General features: G+C 59.0%; 18 protein-coding genes. 12 read left to right on the forward strand and 6 right to left on the reverse strand.

Annotation, left to right across the window (positions count from 1 at the left end; all coding sequences use genetic code 11):
* Positions 1-459: 459 nt before the first annotated feature.
* The 7 genes from GWQ31_RS03755 (at position 460) to GWQ31_RS03785 (ending at position 9,314) form a co-directional block, all read left to right on the forward strand.
* Positions 460-1,353 (forward strand): DHHA2 domain-containing protein, encoded by an 894-nt coding sequence (locus GWQ31_RS03755; protein ID WP_275908660.1) that lies wholly within the window; start codon positions 460-462, stop codon positions 1,351-1,353.
* Positions 1,354-1,822: 469 nt separating this feature from the next.
* Complete coding sequence (locus tag GWQ31_RS03760) at positions 1,823-2,263, forward strand: universal stress protein (protein ID WP_005312572.1); 441 nt, start codon at positions 1,823-1,825, stop codon at positions 2,261-2,263.
* A 251-nt stretch (positions 2,264-2,514) separates the two neighbouring features.
* Positions 2,515-3,678: an efflux RND transporter periplasmic adaptor subunit gene (locus GWQ31_RS03765; RefSeq protein ID WP_275908661.1), complete on the forward strand. Its 1,164-nt coding sequence runs from the start codon at positions 2,515-2,517 to the stop codon at positions 3,676-3,678.
* Complete coding sequence (locus GWQ31_RS03770; RefSeq protein ID WP_275908662.1) at positions 3,675-5,615, forward strand: MacB family efflux pump subunit; 1,941 nt, start codon at positions 3,675-3,677, stop codon at positions 5,613-5,615. Before GWQ31_RS03765 ends, GWQ31_RS03770 begins: the two co-directional genes overlap by 4 nt.
* Positions 5,612-6,985 (forward strand): efflux transporter outer membrane subunit, encoded by a 1,374-nt coding sequence (locus tag GWQ31_RS03775; RefSeq protein ID WP_275908663.1) that lies wholly within the window; start codon positions 5,612-5,614, stop codon positions 6,983-6,985. Before GWQ31_RS03770 ends, GWQ31_RS03775 begins: the two co-directional genes overlap by 4 nt.
* Positions 6,986-7,137: 152 nt before the next feature.
* The gene (locus GWQ31_RS03780) at positions 7,138-7,944 is read left to right on the forward strand and encodes a siderophore-interacting protein (RefSeq protein WP_058394302.1); all 807 of its coding nucleotides are present in this window, start codon (positions 7,138-7,140) and stop codon (positions 7,942-7,944) included.
* 263 nt (positions 7,945-8,207) lie between these two features.
* A complete protein-coding gene (locus GWQ31_RS03785; protein WP_275908664.1) occupies positions 8,208-9,314 on the forward strand; it encodes a 3-deoxy-7-phosphoheptulonate synthase in 1,107 nt (368 codons plus the stop codon).
* Between the two features lie 612 nt (positions 9,315-9,926).
* Here the strand turns inward: GWQ31_RS03785 and GWQ31_RS03790 are convergent.
* Both GWQ31_RS03790 and GWQ31_RS03795 read right to left on the reverse strand, forming a co-directional pair.
* Positions 9,927-10,337, reverse strand: coding sequence for an H-NS family nucleoid-associated regulatory protein (locus GWQ31_RS03790; RefSeq protein ID WP_005312526.1), 411 nt, complete (start codon positions 10,335-10,337; stop codon positions 9,927-9,929).
* 400 nt (positions 10,338-10,737) lie between these two features.
* Positions 10,738-11,160, reverse strand: a complete 423-nt coding sequence (locus GWQ31_RS03795) for a GNAT family N-acetyltransferase (RefSeq protein WP_275908665.1) — start codon at positions 11,158-11,160, stop codon at positions 10,738-10,740.
* Between the two features lie 187 nt (positions 11,161-11,347).
* Here GWQ31_RS03795 and GWQ31_RS03800 point away from each other — a divergent pair, with 187 nt between their 5' ends.
* Positions 11,348-11,848 (forward strand): SRPBCC domain-containing protein, encoded by a 501-nt coding sequence (locus GWQ31_RS03800; RefSeq protein WP_021138069.1) that lies wholly within the window; start codon positions 11,348-11,350, stop codon positions 11,846-11,848.
* Positions 11,849-11,895: 47 nt separating this feature from the next.
* Here GWQ31_RS03800 and GWQ31_RS03805 read toward each other — a convergent pair whose 3' ends face one another.
* Both GWQ31_RS03805 and GWQ31_RS03810 read right to left on the reverse strand, forming a co-directional pair.
* The gene (locus GWQ31_RS03805) at positions 11,896-12,378 is read right to left on the reverse strand and encodes a hypothetical protein (protein WP_275908666.1); all 483 of its coding nucleotides are present in this window, start codon (positions 12,376-12,378) and stop codon (positions 11,896-11,898) included.
* A complete protein-coding gene (locus tag GWQ31_RS03810; RefSeq protein ID WP_275908667.1) occupies positions 12,378-12,716 on the reverse strand; it encodes a DUF805 domain-containing protein in 339 nt (112 codons plus the stop codon). The genes GWQ31_RS03805 and GWQ31_RS03810 overlap by 1 nt, the downstream gene beginning before the upstream one ends.
* A gap of 187 nt (positions 12,717-12,903) precedes the next feature.
* On the opposite strand from GWQ31_RS03810, the gene GWQ31_RS03815 reads away from it, so the two are divergent.
* On the forward strand, positions 12,904-13,947 hold the full coding sequence (locus tag GWQ31_RS03815; protein ID WP_275908668.1) for an AraC family transcriptional regulator: 1,044 nt from the start codon (positions 12,904-12,906) through the stop codon (positions 13,945-13,947).
* A gap of 201 nt (positions 13,948-14,148) precedes the next feature.
* A complete protein-coding gene (locus GWQ31_RS03820; protein WP_005312504.1) occupies positions 14,149-14,406 on the forward strand; it encodes a DUF3297 family protein in 258 nt (85 codons plus the stop codon).
* A gap of 136 nt (positions 14,407-14,542) precedes the next feature.
* Here the strand turns inward: GWQ31_RS03820 and GWQ31_RS03825 are convergent, their stop codons facing one another.
* Together GWQ31_RS03825 and puuR are read right to left on the reverse strand one after the other, a co-directional pair.
* Positions 14,543-15,820 carry an FAD-binding oxidoreductase gene (locus GWQ31_RS03825; protein ID WP_265421286.1) on the reverse strand — a complete coding sequence of 426 codons (1,278 nt, stop codon included), beginning with the start codon at positions 15,818-15,820 and terminating at the stop codon, positions 14,543-14,545.
* A gap of 51 nt (positions 15,821-15,871) precedes the next feature.
* Positions 15,872-16,471, reverse strand: a complete 600-nt coding sequence (gene puuR / locus GWQ31_RS03830; protein ID WP_265462180.1) for an HTH-type transcriptional regulator PuuR — start codon at positions 16,469-16,471, stop codon at positions 15,872-15,874.
* Positions 16,472-16,827: 356 nt separating this feature from the next.
* Here puuR and GWQ31_RS03835 point away from each other — a divergent pair, with 356 nt between their 5' ends.
* Both GWQ31_RS03835 and gabT read left to right on the forward strand, forming a co-directional pair.
* Positions 16,828-18,291 (forward strand): NAD-dependent succinate-semialdehyde dehydrogenase, encoded by a 1,464-nt coding sequence (locus tag GWQ31_RS03835; protein ID WP_275908669.1) that lies wholly within the window; start codon positions 16,828-16,830, stop codon positions 18,289-18,291.
* 246 nt (positions 18,292-18,537) lie between these two features.
* A complete protein-coding gene (gene gabT, locus GWQ31_RS03840; protein WP_275908670.1) occupies positions 18,538-19,842 on the forward strand; it encodes a 4-aminobutyrate--2-oxoglutarate transaminase in 1,305 nt (434 codons plus the stop codon).
* Positions 19,843-19,886: the final 44 nt, after the last annotated feature.

Below are 19,886 nucleotides of genomic sequence, written 5' to 3' on the forward strand. Positions count from 1 at the left end.
CAGGGGAACCTCACACCTGCGGGTGTGAGGTTCCCCTTCTTTATATAGCTATCTGAATATGGCTATCTGACGTTGCGATCGCCCGATCCTCTCTTCTATTTTTCCCCACAAACCAGCCGCTTGGTTAGCCAGCATCCAGGGAACTCTCTGGCCCGGATCGAGTGTGGGAGCCAATCCTGGCTCAACCTCAATAGCGCCGCACAGCAACCAGACCCAGCTCCGAGTGCCGGGTCTGGCTCAGTAACAAGGTGCTCGGACAAGCGACACAACCAGCTAGGTGACGGTGTGACCATCAAGGACGGTGCGAGTCATCCAGGTTGCCATGGCCAGCACCGACGCATAGAGTGAGACCGGGTCGGGAGCAAAAACCCGTGCGCCTTCACCTGTTTTATCTGCCCCCTTGTCCGGCCAGCGTCCTTGCGCGGTCGACCAGGCGCCTCCAACGTCAGGAATGCCTTTATGCTCCACGTGTTTGGTCACAAGAACCCCGATAGCGACAGCATCTGCACCGCTCTGGTCACCGCCGACTGGCTCAATGGCCAGGGCAGACCGGCCCAGGCCTATGCACTGGGTGACCCCATCGCCGAGACCCGCTTCATTCTGGAAACCGCCGGGGTCGGTGCCCCGCCCCTGCTGCAGGGCAGCGTGGCCAACAAATCTGTGTTTCTGGTCGATTTCAGCGAGCTGGAGCAGGGGCCAGAGGGCCTTGCCGAGGCGGACGTGCAGGGGCTGATCGATCACCACAGGATCGGCACTCTTGTGACTCGGGGCCCTCTCGATGCCTGGATCCGCGCCGTGGGTTGCAGTGCCACTGTGCTGTTGGAGCTGATGGGCTATGACAGCCTCTCCCGTTCACAGGCTCGCCTGCTGCTGGGCGCCATCATCAGCGACACCTTCAGCCTCACCTCGCCGACGACCACGCCCCGTGATCGCGCCGCCGTCAATGCGCTGCTGCCCCTGGCCGATCTGGCGCTGGAGCCCTTCGCGCAGACCCTGCTGGAACGCCGCACCCAGTTAGGTGATGCTCCCCTGGCCGAGCTGCTCATCGCCGATGAGAAGGCGTACCAGATTGCCGGTTACACACTGTCTGTCAGCCAGATATGCGTGATGGATCCGGCACAGCTTCAGTCACGGCAAGCAGAGCTGGTTCAGGCCATGCAGGCCCGGCTGGAACAGGACAAGCTGGATGCCTATGTGTTGATGCTGACCGATCTCGCCAAGGGGAACAGCCTGCTCTATTTCGCCAGCAACGGCATCTTGCCCGAGCAACCCATCCATCTGGCCGGTGCCGTCAGCCGCAAGAAGGAGGGTCTGCCCTGGCTGGCCCACTATCTGTCAACAGACCCGGTGTGATGCCAAGTGGCAGGGAAGCGGTACATGCCGGGTTCCCTGCTCTCTCTTTCTACCCCATGGCTTTGACACGCCACCTCGGTCGGCATTCGACTTTTTCTGTACGCCCTGTCGTCAACTTCCCTCATCCTGCTTGTTCGTGCTCACGGCGTCACGCGATACTCAGGTAGAGACCAGGCAGCATGATTCAGATATGCAGTGCTTGCTAACCATGCAAACATGCTAAAAAAATACCATTTTTATCCGCAATTCCCCCACTAACCGCCAAATATCCGGGATCCCTTCATTCTCCATTCAACTCGGTCTGTTATGCTGATGTAAACGAACATGGCTTTACTATGCATCACCGACAGAGGGTGACGCCAGACGACCAGGACATGTTAGCGCCATACCATATATATAGCGGGAACACAGTGGTAAGAGACACACCTGGTGTCTCTGGTGACCCGCGTCATGCCAAGGAGAACTGCTTATGACCTCAACCCATATTGTGCTCTTGCTGGAAGGCAAGGATTACGAGCAGGAGACGCTGGCCAAAGCAAGCCGGTTGGCACAGGGCATGGGCACTGAGCTGACCCTGCTGCACCTGACTCATAGCAGCAAGGTGCGCCGCGAAAGCCTGTCGCTGTCCGAAGAAGAGCGCAGTGCCCAGGGCACATTGGATGCCAAGGCCATCATCAGTGAACTCATCACCACCTTGCAGCATCCAGTGGATTATCAGTGCCTGGTGGTCGATGACGTTGTGTCGGACCTGAAGCACTGGCTGGCTTCACACCCGACGGATCTGCTGCTGGTGGGCAGCCGCCATCACTGGATGGAAGGATCCCTGGCCCGTCTGCTTATCTACAAGCTGCCGATCGATATCCAGATCTGCCACGAACCCTACGTAGAGCAGCTCAAAGCCGTCAGCTAACCTGACAGGCGCTTGCTCAAGTGGTGGGCGCCTCATCTCCCCCTATCCCCTCTTGTTGCCGTCAACACCCGCACTTTTCCCGTTCGCCACGCGACTCGCTCATTGCCGCCACCGCTGCCCAGCCCGCTGGCAGCCTCACTATTGACAAGCCTATCTACATGTTTCCTTACATATTCATCGCTGTTTTTTAAGCCTCGTTTGCTGCAGGATATTGCCCTTGCATGCCTTCGCACGTTTCATTCAGGTGATAAATGAAGATAACTCCCAAGCAGAGAAAATTTGCCCTGCTCGCACTCATCCCCCTGGCCGCCATCACCTGGCTGGCCTGGCCGAATACGACCCTGGACCCGGTGCTGAGCGCGCCAGTGACCCGCCAGGATGTGGAGCAGACAGTGCTGGCCAGCGGCGTCTTGCAGGCCATAGAGCAGGTGGATGTAGGTGCCCAGGTCTCGGGTCAGGTGACCTATCTGGCCGTCGAGGCAGGACAGAGCGTCAAGCAGGGTGACCTGCTGGCCGAGATAGATCCCCTGATCGCCCAGAACAACCTCAAGACCGCCGAGGCGGATCTTGCCAGCCGCCGTGCCCAGCTCAAGATCAAACAGGCACAGCTCAAGCAAAACGAGCTGGCCTGGCGCCGTCAGCAGCAGATGTTCAAGCAGGAAGCCAGCTCCCGCGCCGATCTGGAGAACGCCGAAGCCCAGTTGGCGGTCACCCGGGCCGAGTTGCAGAGCGCCCAGGCCGAGATCGAAAATGCGCTGATCAAGGTGGATCGCACCAAGACGGAGCTGGGCTATAACCGCATTCTGGCCCCCATGGATGGCACAGTCGTCAGCATAGTGACCCGCCAGGGCCAGACCCTGGCTGCCAGCCAGACGGTGCCCACCCTGCTCAAGCTCGCCAATCTGGAAACCATGACGGTCAAGGCACAGATCTCGGAGGCGGATGTCACCCGGGTCAAGGCAGGCATGCCGGTCTATTTCACCCTGATGGGGGATGCGGATACCCGTTATCACGGCACCCTGCGCACGGTCGAACTGGCCCCCACCAACATCAACGAGCAGGCCACCAGCACCACGGCCACCAACAATGCCGCCGTCTATTACTACGCCCTGTTCGACGTACCCAATCCGGATCACACCCTGCGAGTCGCCATGACCACGCAAGTCACCATAGTGCTCGGCGAGCGCAAGCAGGTGCTGACCATTCCGCAGACGGCCCTTGGCAAGAAACTGGGGGAGAACGAGTACGAAGTCACCCTGATCAAGGATGACGATCAGAAAGAGACACGCCGCATCAAGACCGGCATGAAAGATGACATCAAGGTCGAGGTAGTCAGCGGCCTCACCGAGCAGGACAAGGTCAAGCTGGGTCAAAGTGCTCCCGTCAACGGCCCCGATGTGGAGATGATGTTGTGAGTGAGCCACTGATCCAGCTCAAAGGGATAGAGCGACGCTACCAGAGCGGAGAGCAGGAGGTTACCGTCCTGCATCCGCTGGATCTGACCATTGAAGCGGGTGAGATGATCGCCATCGTCGGCGCCTCCGGCTCCGGCAAATCCACCCTGATGAACCTGCTAGGCTGCCTAGATCGCCCAAGCGCGGGCCAGTATCTGTTTCGGGGGCAGGACACCGCCACTCTGGATGCCCTCTCCCTGGCCCGGTTGCGCTGCCACCACTTTGGCTTCATCTTTCAACGCTACCATCTGCTGCCACACCTCAACGCCGCCGCCAACGTGGAGATCCCGGCCGTCTATGCCGGCACCTCCCGCCCCGATCGGCAGGCACGATCCAACGCATTGCTGGCACGGCTGGGCTTGAGTGATCGCAGCCATCACACCCCGGGGCAGCTTTCCGGCGGTCAACAGCAGAGGGTCAGCATTGCCCGGGCGCTGGCCAATGGCGGCGAAGTGATACTGGCGGACGAACCCACGGGTGCCCTCGACAGCCAGAGCGGCAAGGAAGTGATGGCCATCCTCAAGGAGCTGCACGTCCAGGGCCACACCATTATTCTGGTGACCCACGACATGGCAGTGGCCAGCCACGCGGATCGCATCATCACGCTGCGCGATGGCCGGGTGCTGGAAGACAGCGGTAAACCGGCTACGACCACAGCCCGCCTCCCGGCCGCCTCCCCCGCCGCCAGGGCGAGCGGCAACGACTGGGATCGCTATCGCGAGGCGGGACGCATGGCGCTGCACGCCATGCTGGCACACCGCATGCGCACCTTCCTCACCATGCTCGGCATCATCATAGGCATAGCCGCCGTGGTGAGCGTGGTCGCGCTCGGTCAGGGGGCCCGAGCCAAGGTGGTCGACCAGATCAACGCCATGGGCACCAACACCATCGACATCTTCCCGGGCAAGGATTGGGGAGACGAGAAGGCTGCCAGCATCCAGACCCTCAACAAGCGGGATCTCGATGCGCTGCTCGGCCAGCCTTATCTGGAAGGGGCCAGCCCCCAGATTGCCTCGTCGGGTCAGCTGCGTTATCGCAACAAAACCAGCAGTGGCAGCATAGTGGGCGTCGGCAGCGACTTCTTCCGGGTCAAGGGGATGAAGCTCACCAGTGGCCGCCTGTTTGACGAGCGCGATATCCAGAACCGGGCCGCGGTGGCAGTGGTGGATGGCAAAACAATAGAGAGCCTGCTTGGCAAGGAAGATCCGGTCGGTCAGGTGGTACTGGTCGGCACCCTGCCGGTGCGCATCATTGGTGTGGTGGAAGAGGAGACGGGGTTTAGCCGCAGCAGCCAGTCAGTGAACGTCTGGCTGCCCTACAGCGCCGTGATGAGCCGCCTCATCTCCCAGAACCACTTCAGCCAGCTCACCATTCGGGTCAAGGACGGGGTGCAACCCGCCCTTGCCGAACAGGCTGCCATCGAGCTGCTGACCCAGCGCCACGGAGTGAAGGACTTCTTCACCTTCAGCAGCGACAGCATCATCAAATCTGTGGAGAAGACCACTGCCACCATGACGCTGCTGGTCTCCGCCATCGCGGTGATCTCCCTCATCGTCGGCGGGGTCGGGGTGATGAACATCATGCTGGTCTCGGTGGTGGAGCGTACCCGCGAAATCGGGATCCGCATCGCGGTCGGCGCTCGCCAGTCCGACATTTTGCAGCAGTTTCTGATCGAGGCCGTGATGGTCAGCCTGCTCGGGGGCATGCTCGGGGTCGGCGTCTCCCTGTTCATAGGCCTGCTCTTCTCCCTGTTCGTGGAGAGTATTCAGATGCAGTTCTCGCTCTTTTCCATCCTGATGGCGTTTGGTTGCTCCTCGCTCATCGGGATCCTGTTTGGTTACCTGCCCGCCCGCAATGCCGCCCGGCTCGATCCGGTCGAGGCGCTGGCGAGGGAATGACGATGCACAACTTATCCAAACTGGCGCTCTGCCTGGCCCTTGCTGCTGGCGCGAGCGCCTGCAGCCAGCAGAGCACCTATCACAGACAAGATCTGGCACTGGCTCCGAGCTGGCAACAGCCGGATGACGGCCTCACCCATCAGCAGGCCGGCTTCTGGTGGCAAGGGTTCCATGATCCGGCGCTGGATCAACTGGTGGAAGCCGTGCTGGCCGCCAACCCTGACATGCAGGTCGCCGGGTTGAGGCTCAGGAGCGCACTGCTGGGCGCAGATTTTGCCGATACCAACCAGACCCCCTCGGTCAGTGCCAGCCTGGGGGCCAACGGCACCAAAAATCTGAAAGATGGCAGTGCCAGCAGCGGCATGGGCCCCTCTCTCACCCTCAGTTATGAGGTGGATCTCTGGGGTCGGCTCGCCTCGGCGCGGGATCAGGCGAGCTGGGAAGCCCAGGCTTCCGCCCAGGATCTGGCGGCCACCCGCCTGATGCTGATCGGCAAGGCGCTGGAGCAGTACTGGCAGCTTGCCTATCTCGGCTCGGCCATCACACTGGGCGAGCGGCAACTGGCAAACTACACCCGCGCCGAACAGCTGACCCAGGCCAAGTACCAGGCCGGCGCCATCACCCGGCTCGATCTGGTGCAGGCCAGCCAGCAGAAGGCCAACAAACAAGCTGAGCTCACTTCGCTCTTGATGCAGCAGGAACAGGCCCGCAACGGGCTGCGCCTCTTGCTTGGGCGCAGCAGCGGACCGCTGGAATTTGCCCCGACAGCACTGACGACGACCCCGGTGCCATCACTGGCGGTCGGCATTCCAGCGGATGTGCTGGCGCGGCGCCCCGACGTGCGCGCCGCCGAGTTGCGCCTGCGCAAGACACTGGCAAAAGGGGATGAGATCCGCACCGGTTTCTATCCCTCATTGAGTCTCACCGGCGGTGCCAGCAGCACCTCGGACACCCTGACCCAGGTATTGCAAAATCCGGTGGGCACTCTGGGTGCCAGCCTGACGCTGCCTTTCCTCGAATACAACAAGACCCGGATCTCCATTGCGAGCTCAGAGCTTGATTACCAGATTGCCGAAACCGAATTTCGCAAGCAGCTTTATACCGCCCTGGTCGAGGTGGAAGACGGTCTGGCCGCCCGCCATCACGGCGAGCAGCGCCTGAACTATCTGGCCGAGCAGCTGACGTTTGCCAAAGAGGCGGAACGGCTTGCCCGGGCTCGCTTCCAGGCCGGTGCCACCGGGGTACAACCCTGGCTGGATGAGCAGAACCGCCTGTGGGAGGCCGAGCTGGCCCTGCTCGGTCAACAGAAGGAGCAGCTCAACACCATGGCCAGGATCTACAAGGCGCTGGGGGGCAGTGATCACAGCTAAGCCAGCGCGCTCGACACCGCCTCTCATGCCATGAGAGGCGGTGCTTTTTCCCCCTCTTGATCTCCACTTCCTGATTGCCTGTCACACAAAGCAATTGATAATAGTTTTCATTTAATGAAAAATGGGCGCCATTGTCAGTCAGGAGTATTCATATGTCTCAGCCCACCCCGGTCAATCGCCCTCGTCTGCTCACGGTCAAACACGTCCGGGATGTGAGCCCGCACCTGCGCCGAGTCTGCCTGACCAGCCCGGAACTCGCTGACTACCCCTTCACCTGCGGCGGCGCTCATATCAAGATCATGCTGCCACAGCCGGGCCAGACCCACGCCGTACTGCCCACGCCCACCCCGCAAGGGCCGCGCTGGGAAGACCCGAGCCAGCGCCCCATCATGCGCACCTTCACCATACGGGCATTTCGTCGCGAGGCACTGGAGCTGGACATCGACTTCGCGCTGCACGGCGATGCCGGCCCCGCCAGCCGCTTTGCCATGCAGGTCAAACCCGGCGATCTGCTTGCCATCTCGGGCCCGGGTGGCCCGGATCCCATGCTGCAGCCCGCCCGGCACTACTACATGGTGGGTGACCTCACCTCCCTGCCCGCCATCAGCGCCATGGCCGAGGTAATGCCCGCCGACGCCCAGGGCCACATCGCCCTGCTGGTACCCTATCAGGAAGATGTACAGGATCTGTCACTACCCGCCGGCGTGACCTTGCGCTGGTTTATCGGCACCCCCGAGCAGACTGAACCACTGGTGGCGTATTTCACCGCCCTGCCGATGCAGGAGCAGGCGAGCTACTTCTGGTTCGGCGGTGAAGAGGGGCTGGTGGTGCCATTGCGCCGTCACGTCAGGCGCACCTTGGAGGTGGATCGCACTCGGGTCTACGCAGTCCCCTACTGGCGCCACGGCAAAGATGAAGAGGCCTATCACCACGCCCGTCACGATGTGATGGACAGCTGATCTGCCCATTTTTTCCTTGGAATATCAAGCTCATGGCCTGCCGGTCATGGGCTTGATTGCTATCTGCACTCCCCTGATTTGCTCCTTGCCCCCCATTGTGGTGATCCGAGCGGTTGTGCTTGATTTGATGCAAACAACCAGATAATGATAATCACTCTCAACAATAAACAGTGATGACGCCCCATTGCAGCCTCTCTCCATGCCCCAGGTTTGGATGTGGAGCGCACGTCATTCGCTCCCGTTTGCACAGCAAGGTAATCCAGATGGCAGTTTTGAACTCAGTAATGCGCGCCTTCGCGGTGGAGGCTCTTCCCACTCCTGCCGACCTGTTGGCTCTTCATCCCTGTCCCAGCGAGGTTGCAGCGCAGATCGATCACCATCGCCAGCAGGTTCGCCAGATCCTGACAGGAGAAGACGATCGCCTGCTGGTGGTGATAGGTCCCTGCTCCATCCACGATCCCCTCGCCGCCCTCGATTACGCACAGCGACTGGTACGGCTGGCCTACGCCTATCAAGACAGGTTGCAGATAGTGATGCGCACCTATTTCGAGAAGCCACGCACCACAGTGGGCTGGAAGGGGCTGGTATTCGACCCCCATCTGGATGGCAGCAACGACATAGGTCACGGCCTGCGGCTGGCGCGTCAGCTGCTGCTCGACATCAACCGTCTGGGATTGGCCACCGCCACCGAGTTTCTCGATACCACCAGCTTCCTCTATCTTGCCGACCTCATCAGCTGGGGAGCCATCGGCGCCCGCACCACCGAATCCCAGGTGCACCGTCAGCTGGCCTCGGCGCTGCCCTGCCCTGTCGGCTTCAAGAACGGCACGGACGGCAATATCCGGGTCGCCATCGATGCCATTCAGGCCAGTGAAGCCTCCCATCTGTTCACAGCGCCGGGCAGTCAGGGCGGCATTGTGGTGATCAAGAGCGAAGGCAATCCCGCAGGCCACATCATATTGCGTGGCGGCACCCGCCCCAATTATCACCAGAGCGACGTGGAGGATGCCGCCGAACGCCTGACGCGGCAGGGGCTCAGCCACCGCCTGATGGTGGATTGCAGCCACGGCAACAGCCAGAAACTGCACAAAAATCAGATCCGGGTGGCAGGTGAGCTCTGCCGTCAGCTGGGGGAAGGCAGCGACGCCATCGCCGCCGTCATGGTCGAGAGCTTCTTGCAAGGGGGCAGCCAGAAGCCTGCACCATTGAACGAACTCGCCTATGGCCAGTCGGTCACCGACGCCTGCCTGTGCTGGGACGATACCCAGACCCTGCTCGCCATGCTGGCCGAGGCTGTCGAGATGCGTCGCCAAAGCCGAACCCGACGCCAGCCCGGAACGGTACACTGGGATGCCCAATTGGCCAGCTGAACAAGAGAAGGCTCCCCCAGCGGGAGCCTTATTATCTGCAAGTCCCGTCATTACCATTTAGTCAGCCAGGTCGCCAAATAAAATGGTCCAGACTTATCCGTTCAGGATAAAGACCATAGGGTGCGGGCTTTTGATGGGATAAAGAAAATATCCGCGCTACCTCTCTTCTTTCTTCACTCGATGACCAGCAACCGGCATACCGGCTCCCCTTTATGCCATGTCAGATAAAACTGAAAAGCATGCCAGTTAATGGAAAAAGCCCTTCGATGAGTAAAAAGAATCGTAGCTTGCTTGCGGGCAGCTTAATGCCCCCTAATTTTCTGGGGAATGATGGAGGCGAATATGCAATGGGCTGTATGAGTCCAGTGACTCGTCTCTCATTGGTCGTCGGTGAACTGCTGGCAATACAAGATGGGGAAACCACAAGCCGATGCAGACATGACAATTAATCGGCCAATAAGAAAGGCAAACATCACGGCTGACAGTATGCTGTCGCACTGCGACAAACAGGGACGGTACAAAGTGAGGAGGGAATTGACAGGAGAATACTTCGGTGAGCACAAATAATAATGCCGCCTCGCGGGCGGCATCATTCATGATCGATCCGGTGGATCAGATCAGGAAATCATTCAGATCCTTGCCCAGCGCAACTTGCTCGGCAATGGCTTTCGGCATACGGCCCTGGCCGGTCCAGGTCTTCTCCTGGCCATCTTCCTGATACTTGTACTTGGCAGGACGTGGTGCACGCTTGCTCTTGGCGGCGCCAGCAGTGGCGGCAGGGGCAGCGGCGCTGTTGATCAGCTCACGGGGATCAATACCGGCTTGCTGCAGCATTTCGGTGAACTCGCTCAGCTTGCGCTGACGCTCTTCCTGCTCGGCACGCTCTTGCTCGACAGACTCGGCGCGCTCGTTATATACCAGCTCAAACTTTTCTTTCGCTTCTTGCAGCTGTTCAAACGGCAATTCACGGATGGCAGCACGCAGGCTGCGAATGTTCAGCAGAACTTTCAGAAATTCGTTCATTACTTCCTCACAAAATTATTTTTGTTTGTCACAGGGATAACACAGCTTGAGAATAGCATGCCTGTTTGATAACAACATACTGTTTTTATAGTTCCTGTCACTTTCTTAACAAAAACGATTGGCTGAATATGCCAGCGACTTTATTCACTCGTTGCTCATTGTCGCAACCGCCGTGATCGCTCACCACACAATTCTCCCCGGCGTGCCTGACAAATAGACGGACACACCCTGGCATATTTCTCATCACACTTATGTCAGCTATTTTCACAATTGGCCATTGTGGTTAAAACCTGTACCACTCAGACGAGGCTCAAGGTAGACGAATGGCGCTATATATTACTGCCCCATAGCGCCCCATGCCTGCCATCCCTATATTCTCACCCTCGCGCTTCACATCATGTTATTTGAGGATCAAGCGACGCCAGGGGCCTGTGATCTCGCAGTGACCCGTTTCCTCCGTATTCTGCCAGCCGAGGCGATGATAAAAGGCCAGAGCAGAGGTATTGTGGGTCGCCACCTTGAGTGAGGCCGGCTTCCGACAAGCCGCCAACCCCTGGGTCAGCAGTGCCCGCCCCAGCCCCTGACCATGCCAGTCGGCCGACACGTAGAGATGATGCACGAAGCTCTCATCCCCCCAGATGGAAACAAACCCGCAAGGGGTGCCACCCTGTTCAGCCACCCAGAGCTGCTCGCCCCGGGTATGCTCGTCGAAATCCTCAAGCCGAAAGTGGGAAGGGTCGACCCAGTGAAAGGTCTGACGCCGCCCCTTCAGGTACAGCTGCGCCAATTGGGGAATATCCGTCTCTCGTATGACTCTGATCATCAGGCCTTCCTTCGTCACTGTTATCACTTGGCAACACTGTCGGATGGATCGCCACACAGTGTCAAATATCATGGTTAGGATAACGGCCGACCGATGGCACGGGTGTGACACACCTCTGTCCATTTTATCGCCCATGGGGCTATACTGCCTGAGTCCCATGTATGGATGGTTTGAGGCTCGCTGATTTATGGATAACAAGCAGATAGAAGGCAACATCTTTGTTCCGGCCCATATCGACGATGTCTGGCGTGCCTGGACAACCGAGAGCGGCCTGCGCAGCTTCCTGGCGCCGGAATGCCTGATGGTGCCCGAACCGAATGGTCCCTTCGAGATCTATTTCAGGCCCGATGCCCCGCTGGGTGAACGTGGTAGCGAAGGCTGTCGGGTGATGGCCGTCATGCCCCACGACCTGCTCAGCTTCAGCTGGAACTTTCCGCCCTCCCTGCCCCATATTCGTCTGCAAAAAACTCAGGTCAGCCTGCGTTTTGTGCCTGAAGGTCAGGGTACTCGCCTCTACTTCCTGCAAAGCGGCTGGGCAAACGATCCCGACTGGGATCAGGGCTACGCCTATTTTCGGGAAGAGTGGCTGGAAACCAGCCTGCCCCGCCTGCAGTATCGCTTCACCCACGGCCCCATCGACTGGAATAACCCGCCGGACAAGCAGCAACTGAAATCACTGGCTCAATAAGCCGACATATCAAAACACCGCCAGCTGGCGGTGTTTTTTATATTCAATTAGCGGCAGTTCAACGCGGCTTTGTCATCCAGCAACCAGGAAATCCAGCGCCGTTTTGAATTTAGAACAAACCCTTCATCTGCCTCAATGCCTTTTACTATGTAACCATCTGCTGACAACTGTTCTGCCATCCCGGCAAAATGCCATTCGTTGCTATTAATACGCTCGCCCTTGATCAAGGCGTCACTTAGCTGTTGATTCATCACAATGATCGAAAGTCCCGTCACTGAGTCTATCCCCAGCCCGGTATTTGCTACCCGCCCAACCACAACCGGTACCTTGACTGTACAGTGGCGACCTTCACTATCAGCTGTGGTATAGCTCCCTTCACCAACTCGCCCCTGCATCCATAAAAGACTTCCCTGAGTCAAACGCTCTACCGACAATATACCCAGCGCCCCCTTGGGGAAATCATGAATATCAACAGTCTCGGCGAGCAGGACCGGACATGCCAGCATGAACAGCCATAGATAATGTTTCATCATGTCTTCCCCGCTGATTGAGCGTATGAATCGCCTTGTTGCGAGAGAAAATAGAGCAACACAAAGGGGCCGATGACAGGGACAAAAAAGACACATCCCCACCATCCCGAACGATCAATATCGTGCAGACGGCGGACGATAAGTGCAACCACGGGAATGGCACTTGCCACGCCATAGCCCATATCCAGCCAGGTCATATCATCCAGTCGCACATCCAGTGCGATACACATAAGAGTGACCAACAAGTGCACCCACATGAACATCCAGAACTCCTTTCTGGAGGAGAAACCGGAAAAATCAAAGCAACGGCGCCACGCAAGTAAATAAAAAGAGAACATTCAGGATATCTCCAGCGTTATTTGGTCACCCATCTTGGTGGCGAACGCGGCGTGAGACGTCCTGAAACCGGTTTTAGGACGTGCTAAAACCTGTCTTTGTCCGTGACATTCTTCTTTACGTGGATGCGAACCGTTATGCTGGCATGACGTTATCTTTTCACTACCATGGCTGGGATCTGGATCAGTTATGCTCGCAATTCCCGTACCCTTCGTTGTCTCTCTAATGCTGACCTTGCTGGCGGTGACCCTGTATGTGCGATTGGCCGAACAAGCAAAAACGGCTTGCCTGTTTTTGGCGCTCTGTGCGGCTACCACCGGACTTGTAGGACTTCGCTGGACTTTCGATATTGCTCTCTTCAGTTTTACCCAGCCAATACTTGCATCACTCATCCCGGTCGCGGCCTGGCACATTTTTACCCGTGCGAGCACCGACACAGGCAGAATTGCTTATAAACATGCCATCGGGCCTATATTGGTGGCGATCAGCCTCTTTACTCACTCCTTTTTTGCGCTACCTCTGGATGAGATCCTCACTGCAATTTATCTGTTTTATGGTATTGCTCTGGTACGTTATTCCGCGAAGGAGCCGCTCCTCATCCATGTCTCGTTAAGTCATTGGGAAGGAGTGAAAAGGGCCGAAAACGCAGCGGGTTGGATGTTATTATTCTCTGCGGTGATTGATACCGCTATATCCATCGACTTTGCGGTTAATCAGGGCAAGTTTTCCCTTTATATTCTAACGCTAGGTCACTTGATACTGCTGCCAGCACTGGCACTTGCCGTAATCATGGTGGGTGTCAATACGCCATCATTTGATGACGTTGGTAAACCAGAGAAACCGCATATATCCAAGGTGCCAAGCGCGGAACCATTGCTGACAGAAGAGCGTGCCAACGAGATTACCGTCATGCTGGATAAGCTGATGCAAGAAAAAGCAAGCTATCTCGATCCGGATCTGACATTGGCAATGCTGTCGCGCAAGCTGGGCATTCCCGCCAAACAGATCTCGACGGCGGTCAATCAGGTACATAAAAAAAGCATATCCAGAGTGATCAATGAATATCGTATCGAGCATGCCAAAAAAGCGCTACTGACGACAGATGAAACCGTCACCCAGATATTGATGAATGCGGGCTTCCAGACCAAATCCAACTTTAATCGCGAATTTTCTCGCCTAACCGGGCTGACACCCAGTGCATTCAGAAAACAAAGCGAAACGCAGTCCCGTTAATATGTTGCACACCGTCATGTCAAACGGTCAGCCAAGCCCGACACTGACCGAAAAAACCAATAAACATCCTGAACACCAACGAGCAATAATGAGGCCCCAAAAATGGGTGGCGGGTGCTGCTTGTGGGCTTTATGACCACCTTGAATGCCATGACGGCATTCTCTACAATGACGCACTTTTTACCCATTTCAGGTCATATTGATGAGCGATACCAACACCAAACCGGCACTGCCGGATCACCTTGCGGGCAACCCGCGCAGCCCGCACCATGTCGCAGCCTGTTTCGAACACCCGATCGGTATTCGACTCAATGGTAAAGAGCGCACCGATGTCGAGGAGTATTGCATCAGTGAAGGCTGGGTGAAAATCCCCTCCCCCAAGGCGCTGGATCGTCGCGGTCAGCCGATCCTGATCACCCTGAAAGGCACCGTTGAGGCCTACTATATCGAGTCCGTTTAACTGCTGCGGCCTGCCTCTTCGGATTACCGAGCCAGCGGGTCTGTCACTGCAGTCAACAACAAGGCCACCATAACGGTGGCCTTGTTGTTTCTGGCATCTGCCAAGGTGAACGACCTGCAGGCTGAATCGGCGGCGCTTACACCCCCAAGCGGTCGCGCAGGGTATACCAGGCGGCGCCAGCGGCGGTAAAGGGGATACGGAACAGGCGGCCACCGGGGAAGGGATAGTGCGGCAGCTTGGCGAAGGCATCGAAGCGCTCTGCCTGACCACTCAATACCTCGGAGAGCAGCTTGCCCGCCAGATGGGTACAGGTGACACCGTGACCGCTGTAACCCTGCATGTAATAGATGTTGGGGCCGATGCGGCCAAACTGCGGCAGGCGAGACAGGGTCAGCAGGAAGTTGCCGGTCCAGGTGTACTCCACCTTGACGCCTGCCAGCTGCGGGAAGGTCTTGAGCATTTTGGGGATGATCAGCCGTTCGATATCCGCCGGATCCCGCGCGCCATACACAACGCCACCGCCGTAGAGCAGACGGTGATCGCCGGAGGTGCGGTAGTAGTCGAGCAGGTAGTTGCAATCTTCCAGGCAGTAATTTTGCGGCAAGAGGGAGCGGGCGCGCTCCTCCCCCAGCACCTCGGTGGCGATCACCTGGGTACCGCAGGGCATGCTCTTGCCAGCGAGCTCGGGCACCAGGTTGCCGAGATAGGCGTTGCCAGCCACCACCACGAAGCGCGCCTTCACCGCCCCCTTGGCGGTCTTCACCAGTGCTGGTTGGCCCGGGGTGATGCTGGTGACGGCAGATTGCTCAAAAATCCGCCCCCCCTGCATGCGGATGGCTTCGGCCTCCCCCAGCGCCAGGTTGAGGGGGTGGATATGGCCGCCACTCTTGTCGAGCAGGCCGCCGACGTAGCGATCACTCGCTACCACCTCGCGGATCCCGTCCCCGTCGAGCAACTCCAGCTTGTCGTTGCCCCACTTCTGCCAGCGGGCCTGCTGGGCCTTGAGCTCATGGAGCTGGCGCTCCGTCTCGGCGGCAAAGACACCCCCCTCCTGCAGGTCGCACTGGATGTTGTAGCGTTTGATCCGCTCGCGGATGATCTGCCCCCCTTCAAACAACATGGAGCCGAGCAGCCTTGCCTGATCCGGCGGGCAGTTCGCTTCTATGGTGTCGATGTCGCGGCTGTAGGAGTTGACGATCTGGCCGCCGTTGCGACCGCTGGCACCAAAGCCTACCCGGGCCGCCTCCAGCACCACCACCGAATAGCCCTTTTCCACCAGATGCAGCGCACTGGAAAGGCCGGTGTAACCTGCCCCTATGATGCAGACATCGCACTCAAGCTGCTCGGTCAATGTCGGATAGGGTGCGTGATGATTGGCACTGGCTGCGTAGTAACTGTTTACATGCTCGGTCATGATCCCTGTTTCCTTACCGGTTCTTTTCCCAAACGAGACATAGCCTCGACACTAGAAGTTGGCCGGGGTATGGGCGCTGACGATGCGACAAGTCTGCCCCGACGGATTGCTGAAACTGTGGGGCTCGCCTGTGTCGATCACATAGCTGTCCCCGGCACTGAGTGGATAGGTCTGCCCGGCCACAGTCAGGATCACAGACCCTTCCAGCACGGTACCGACCTCCTCCCCCAGATGTTTGACCTGACCGCCAGTGTCGGTGCCGGGGGCATAAGTCTCCAGCATGAAGCCAAGCTGGCGACGATTATTGCCGTTGTGCACCAGCTTCATGGAAACCCCCTGACTGCCCAGCTCGATCAGCTGCTCGGCCTTGATCACCACGCTTGGCGCACGCCCCTCCTCCTCGGCAAAGAAACGCGACAGCGGCAACTCATAGACGTTAAGCAGCTTCTGCAAGGAGGCCACCGACGGGCTCACCTTGTCCTGCTCTATCATGCAGATGGCGCCGTGGGTCAGCCCGCTCAGCTCGGCGACCCGTCGCTGGGAGAGCCCGAGACGGCGGCGTGTGGCGGCGAGGCGCTCCCCCATACTCTTGTCCGTAAACGGGTTAGCCGTCATGGTCTGCCGCTTTGCCTCTGCTTGTGGTTGCTGCATCGCCCACCTCCTTGTGTGCCTGCCGGCTTGCGTATTTATCTGCTTGTGTGCCTGTCGAGTGTGCTTGCGGATCGGTTCGAGGGCGCAACCGGTTAAAATAGCGAGTCACATTGCCGGACCTGTTCGTTATCCTGCACGGCACGTGCCGTTCATTATTTTGCACACCCAATCCCACAAAAACCGGTAAAATCGCCCTAACAGCTCCATTTCTAGCATGCAGCGCCCCGTTTACTCAAATATATTTAACACTTGAAAAACATTTAAGCTCAATTTATGGTCTTCCTGTGCTTATTATTCTATACGGTGGCAGCACAGGATCCCTTGGCCACCCTGACCCACAATCGAGGCTTCCTTCTATGTCAGCATCACAACCCGCTCTCTCCTTGATCAAGTCCCTTGCCTATATAGATGGTCGCTGGTGCGAGGCGCATAGCGGACGCCACTTCGAGGTACTCAATCCGGCCAATGGCCAGATCATCACCCAGGTACCCGACATGGACGAGGTGGACACCCGCTGCGCCATCGAGGCCGCCAGTGCGGCGCAAGCGCCCTGGGCCGCCCTCACGGCCAAGGAGCGCAGCAACAAACTCTACGCCTGGTTTGAACTCATCATGGCCAATCAGGACGAGCTGGCTCGCATCATGACCTGCGAGCAGGGCAAGCCGCTGGCCGAGGCCAAGGGGGAAGTGGCCTACGGCGCCAGCTTCATCCAGTGGTTCGCAGAAGAGGGCAAGCGCGCCTATGGCCGCACCATTCCGGGTTTTTCCAGCGACAGGCGTCTGGCCACCATCAAGCAGCCGGTGGGGGTGGTCGCCGCCATCACGCCATGGAACTTCCCCATCGCCATGATCACCCGCAAGGCGGGCCCGGCACTGGCAGCCGGTTGCACCATCGTCATCAAACCTGCCGCCGAGACGCCGCTGTGCGCACTGGCGCTGGCTGCGCTGGCGGAAGCGGCCGGCATTCCGGCTGGCGTTATCAATATCGTTACTACCCATCACTCGTCAGCGGTGGGCAACGAGCTGTGCAACAACAAGGCTGTGCGCAAGCTCTCCTTCACCGGCTCGACCCGCATCGGCAAGCTGCTGATGCGCCAGTGCGCCGACACCATGAAGAAGCTGTCGCTGGAGCTGGGTGGCAACGCCCCCTTCATCGTGTTTGACGATGCCGATCTCGACGCCGCCATCGCCGGGGCGCTCGCCTCCAAGTACCGCAATGCGGGCCAGACTTGCGTCTGCGCCAACCGTATCCTGGTGCAGGCCGGTGTCTACGATGCCTTCGCCGAGAGGCTGACTGCCGCCGTGCAGGGCTTCAAGGTGGGGGATGGCATGAGCGAGGGCACCCAGATAGGCCCGCTGATCAACGCCGCCGCGGCCAGCAAGGTGGCCGAGCTGGTCAAGCAGGCCGAAGCCGCCGGCGCCAAGGTGCTGGTGGGCGGCGAGCCGCATCCCGCCGGCCCGCTGTTCTACCAGCCCACCATTTTGGGCAATGTCGATAAAACCAACCCCATTTTGCAGGAGGAGATCTTCGGCCCGGTCGCTCCGCTGGTACGTTTTGACACCGAAGCCGAGGCCATCGCCATCGCCAACGACACCCCCTACGGGCTGGCCGCCTACTTCTATGGCCGGGATATCGCCAGGGTGTGGCGGGTGGCCGAACAGCTCGAATACGGCATGGTGGGCATCAACGAGGGGATCATCTCCACCGAGCTGGCCCCCTTTGGCGGCATCAAGGAGTCGGGTCTGGGCCGCGAAGGGGCGGCCGAGGGGCTGGAAGAGTATCTGGAAACCAAATATCTCTGTTTTGGGGGCATTCGCTAGGAGCAGATTTATACCAGACCCCGGCTTCTCCCTTCTCAAGAAGGCGGAGCAAACTGCCCCACCCGGCAGGGAAGGAGATGCAACATCAACCGCCTTCCCTGTCAGAGGGAAGGTTGGGATGGGGTCCGGCTATCAAGCTGCAGCGTGCCTTTGCAGGCATACCGTCATGAAAAGGACCAAGTGAGCGCTCCCGGTTGGGAGGCTCGCCACATTGAGACAGGGGCCAAGGCCTCTCAGGGAGGAAAGATGAGTCATTCAGATAGCCATGCAGACAACAACCAGGCCTGGCAGGCCCGCCGTGAAGCGGCCGTGGTCAACGGCGTCGGCACCCTGCTGCCGGTGTTTATCGACAAGGCTCTCAACGCCGAGCTATGGGACGTGGAGGGCAATCGCTACATCGACTTTGCCTCCGGCATCGCCGTGCTCAACACGGGCCACAACCACCCCAAAGTGGTGGCGGCAGTGCGTGAACAGCTCGAAAAATTCAGCCACACCTGCTTTCAGGTCACCCCCTACCCCGGCTATATCGAGCTTGCCGAGAAGCTCAACGCACTGGTGCCCGGCCCTACGCCAAAGCGCACCCTGTTTCTCTCCACCGGCGCCGAGGCGGTGGAGAACGCCATCAAGATAGCCCGCGCCCACACGGGCCGCAGCGGCACCATCGCCTTCAAGGGGGGCTTCCACGGTCGCACCATGATGGGGATGGCGCTCACCGGCAAGGTCTTGCCCTACAAAACGGGTTTCGGCCCCTTCCCGGGAGAGGTCTATCACCTGCCCTTCCCGAGCGATTACCTGGGGGTGAGCGAGGCCGATGCCCTGGCCGCGCTGGATCTCTGCTTCAGCTCGGATATCGAACCGGCCCGGGTGGCAGCCATCATTCTTGAACCCGTGCAGGGTGAAGGGGGTTTCTACCCCGCCTCTCCCAGCTTTATGCAGAGCCTGCGCAAGCTGTGCGATCAGCACGGCATAGTGCTCATCTGTGACGAGATCCAGAGCGGTTTCTGTCGCACCGGCAAAACCTTTGCCACTGAATACAGCGGCATAGAACCAGACATCATGACCCTGGCCAAGAGTCTGGCCGGTGGCTTCCCTCTCTCGGCCGTGGTGGGCAAGGTGGCCATCATGAACGCTGCCAAGCCGGGCGGTCTGGGGGGCACTTATGCCGGTTCCCCCATCGCCTGCGCCGCCGCCCTGGCGGTACTGGAGGTGATCGAAGAGGAGCAACTCAACCAGAAAGCCCTGGCTCAAGGGGAGCAGATCAAGGCTCGCCTGCATCAGTTGGCCGAGGGTTTTGACTGCATCGGCGACATTCGCGGCCCGGGCGCCATGGTGGCCATGGAACTGGTCAAGGGCCGGGATGCTAGCCAGCCTGACCCGGACCTCACCAAACGGCTGGTGGCCGAGGCCGGCAAACGTGGGCTTGTGCTGCTCTCCTGCGGCGTGCGGGCCAACGTCATCCGCTTCCTGGCGCCCCTTACCGCCACTCCGGCCTTGATCGAGGAAGGGCTGGCTCTGCTGGAACAGGCGCTCACCGCCGCCAGTCAGGGCTAGATCCACCCGGTTTCATCGGTCATGGCGAAAAATACCGTGAGATA

Origin of the sequence: Aeromonas sp. 2MA4, assembly GCF_029237305.1 — a bacterium.
In the GTDB taxonomy this organism is placed as follows: Bacteria; Pseudomonadota; Gammaproteobacteria; order Enterobacterales; family Aeromonadaceae; genus Aeromonas; species Aeromonas salmonicida.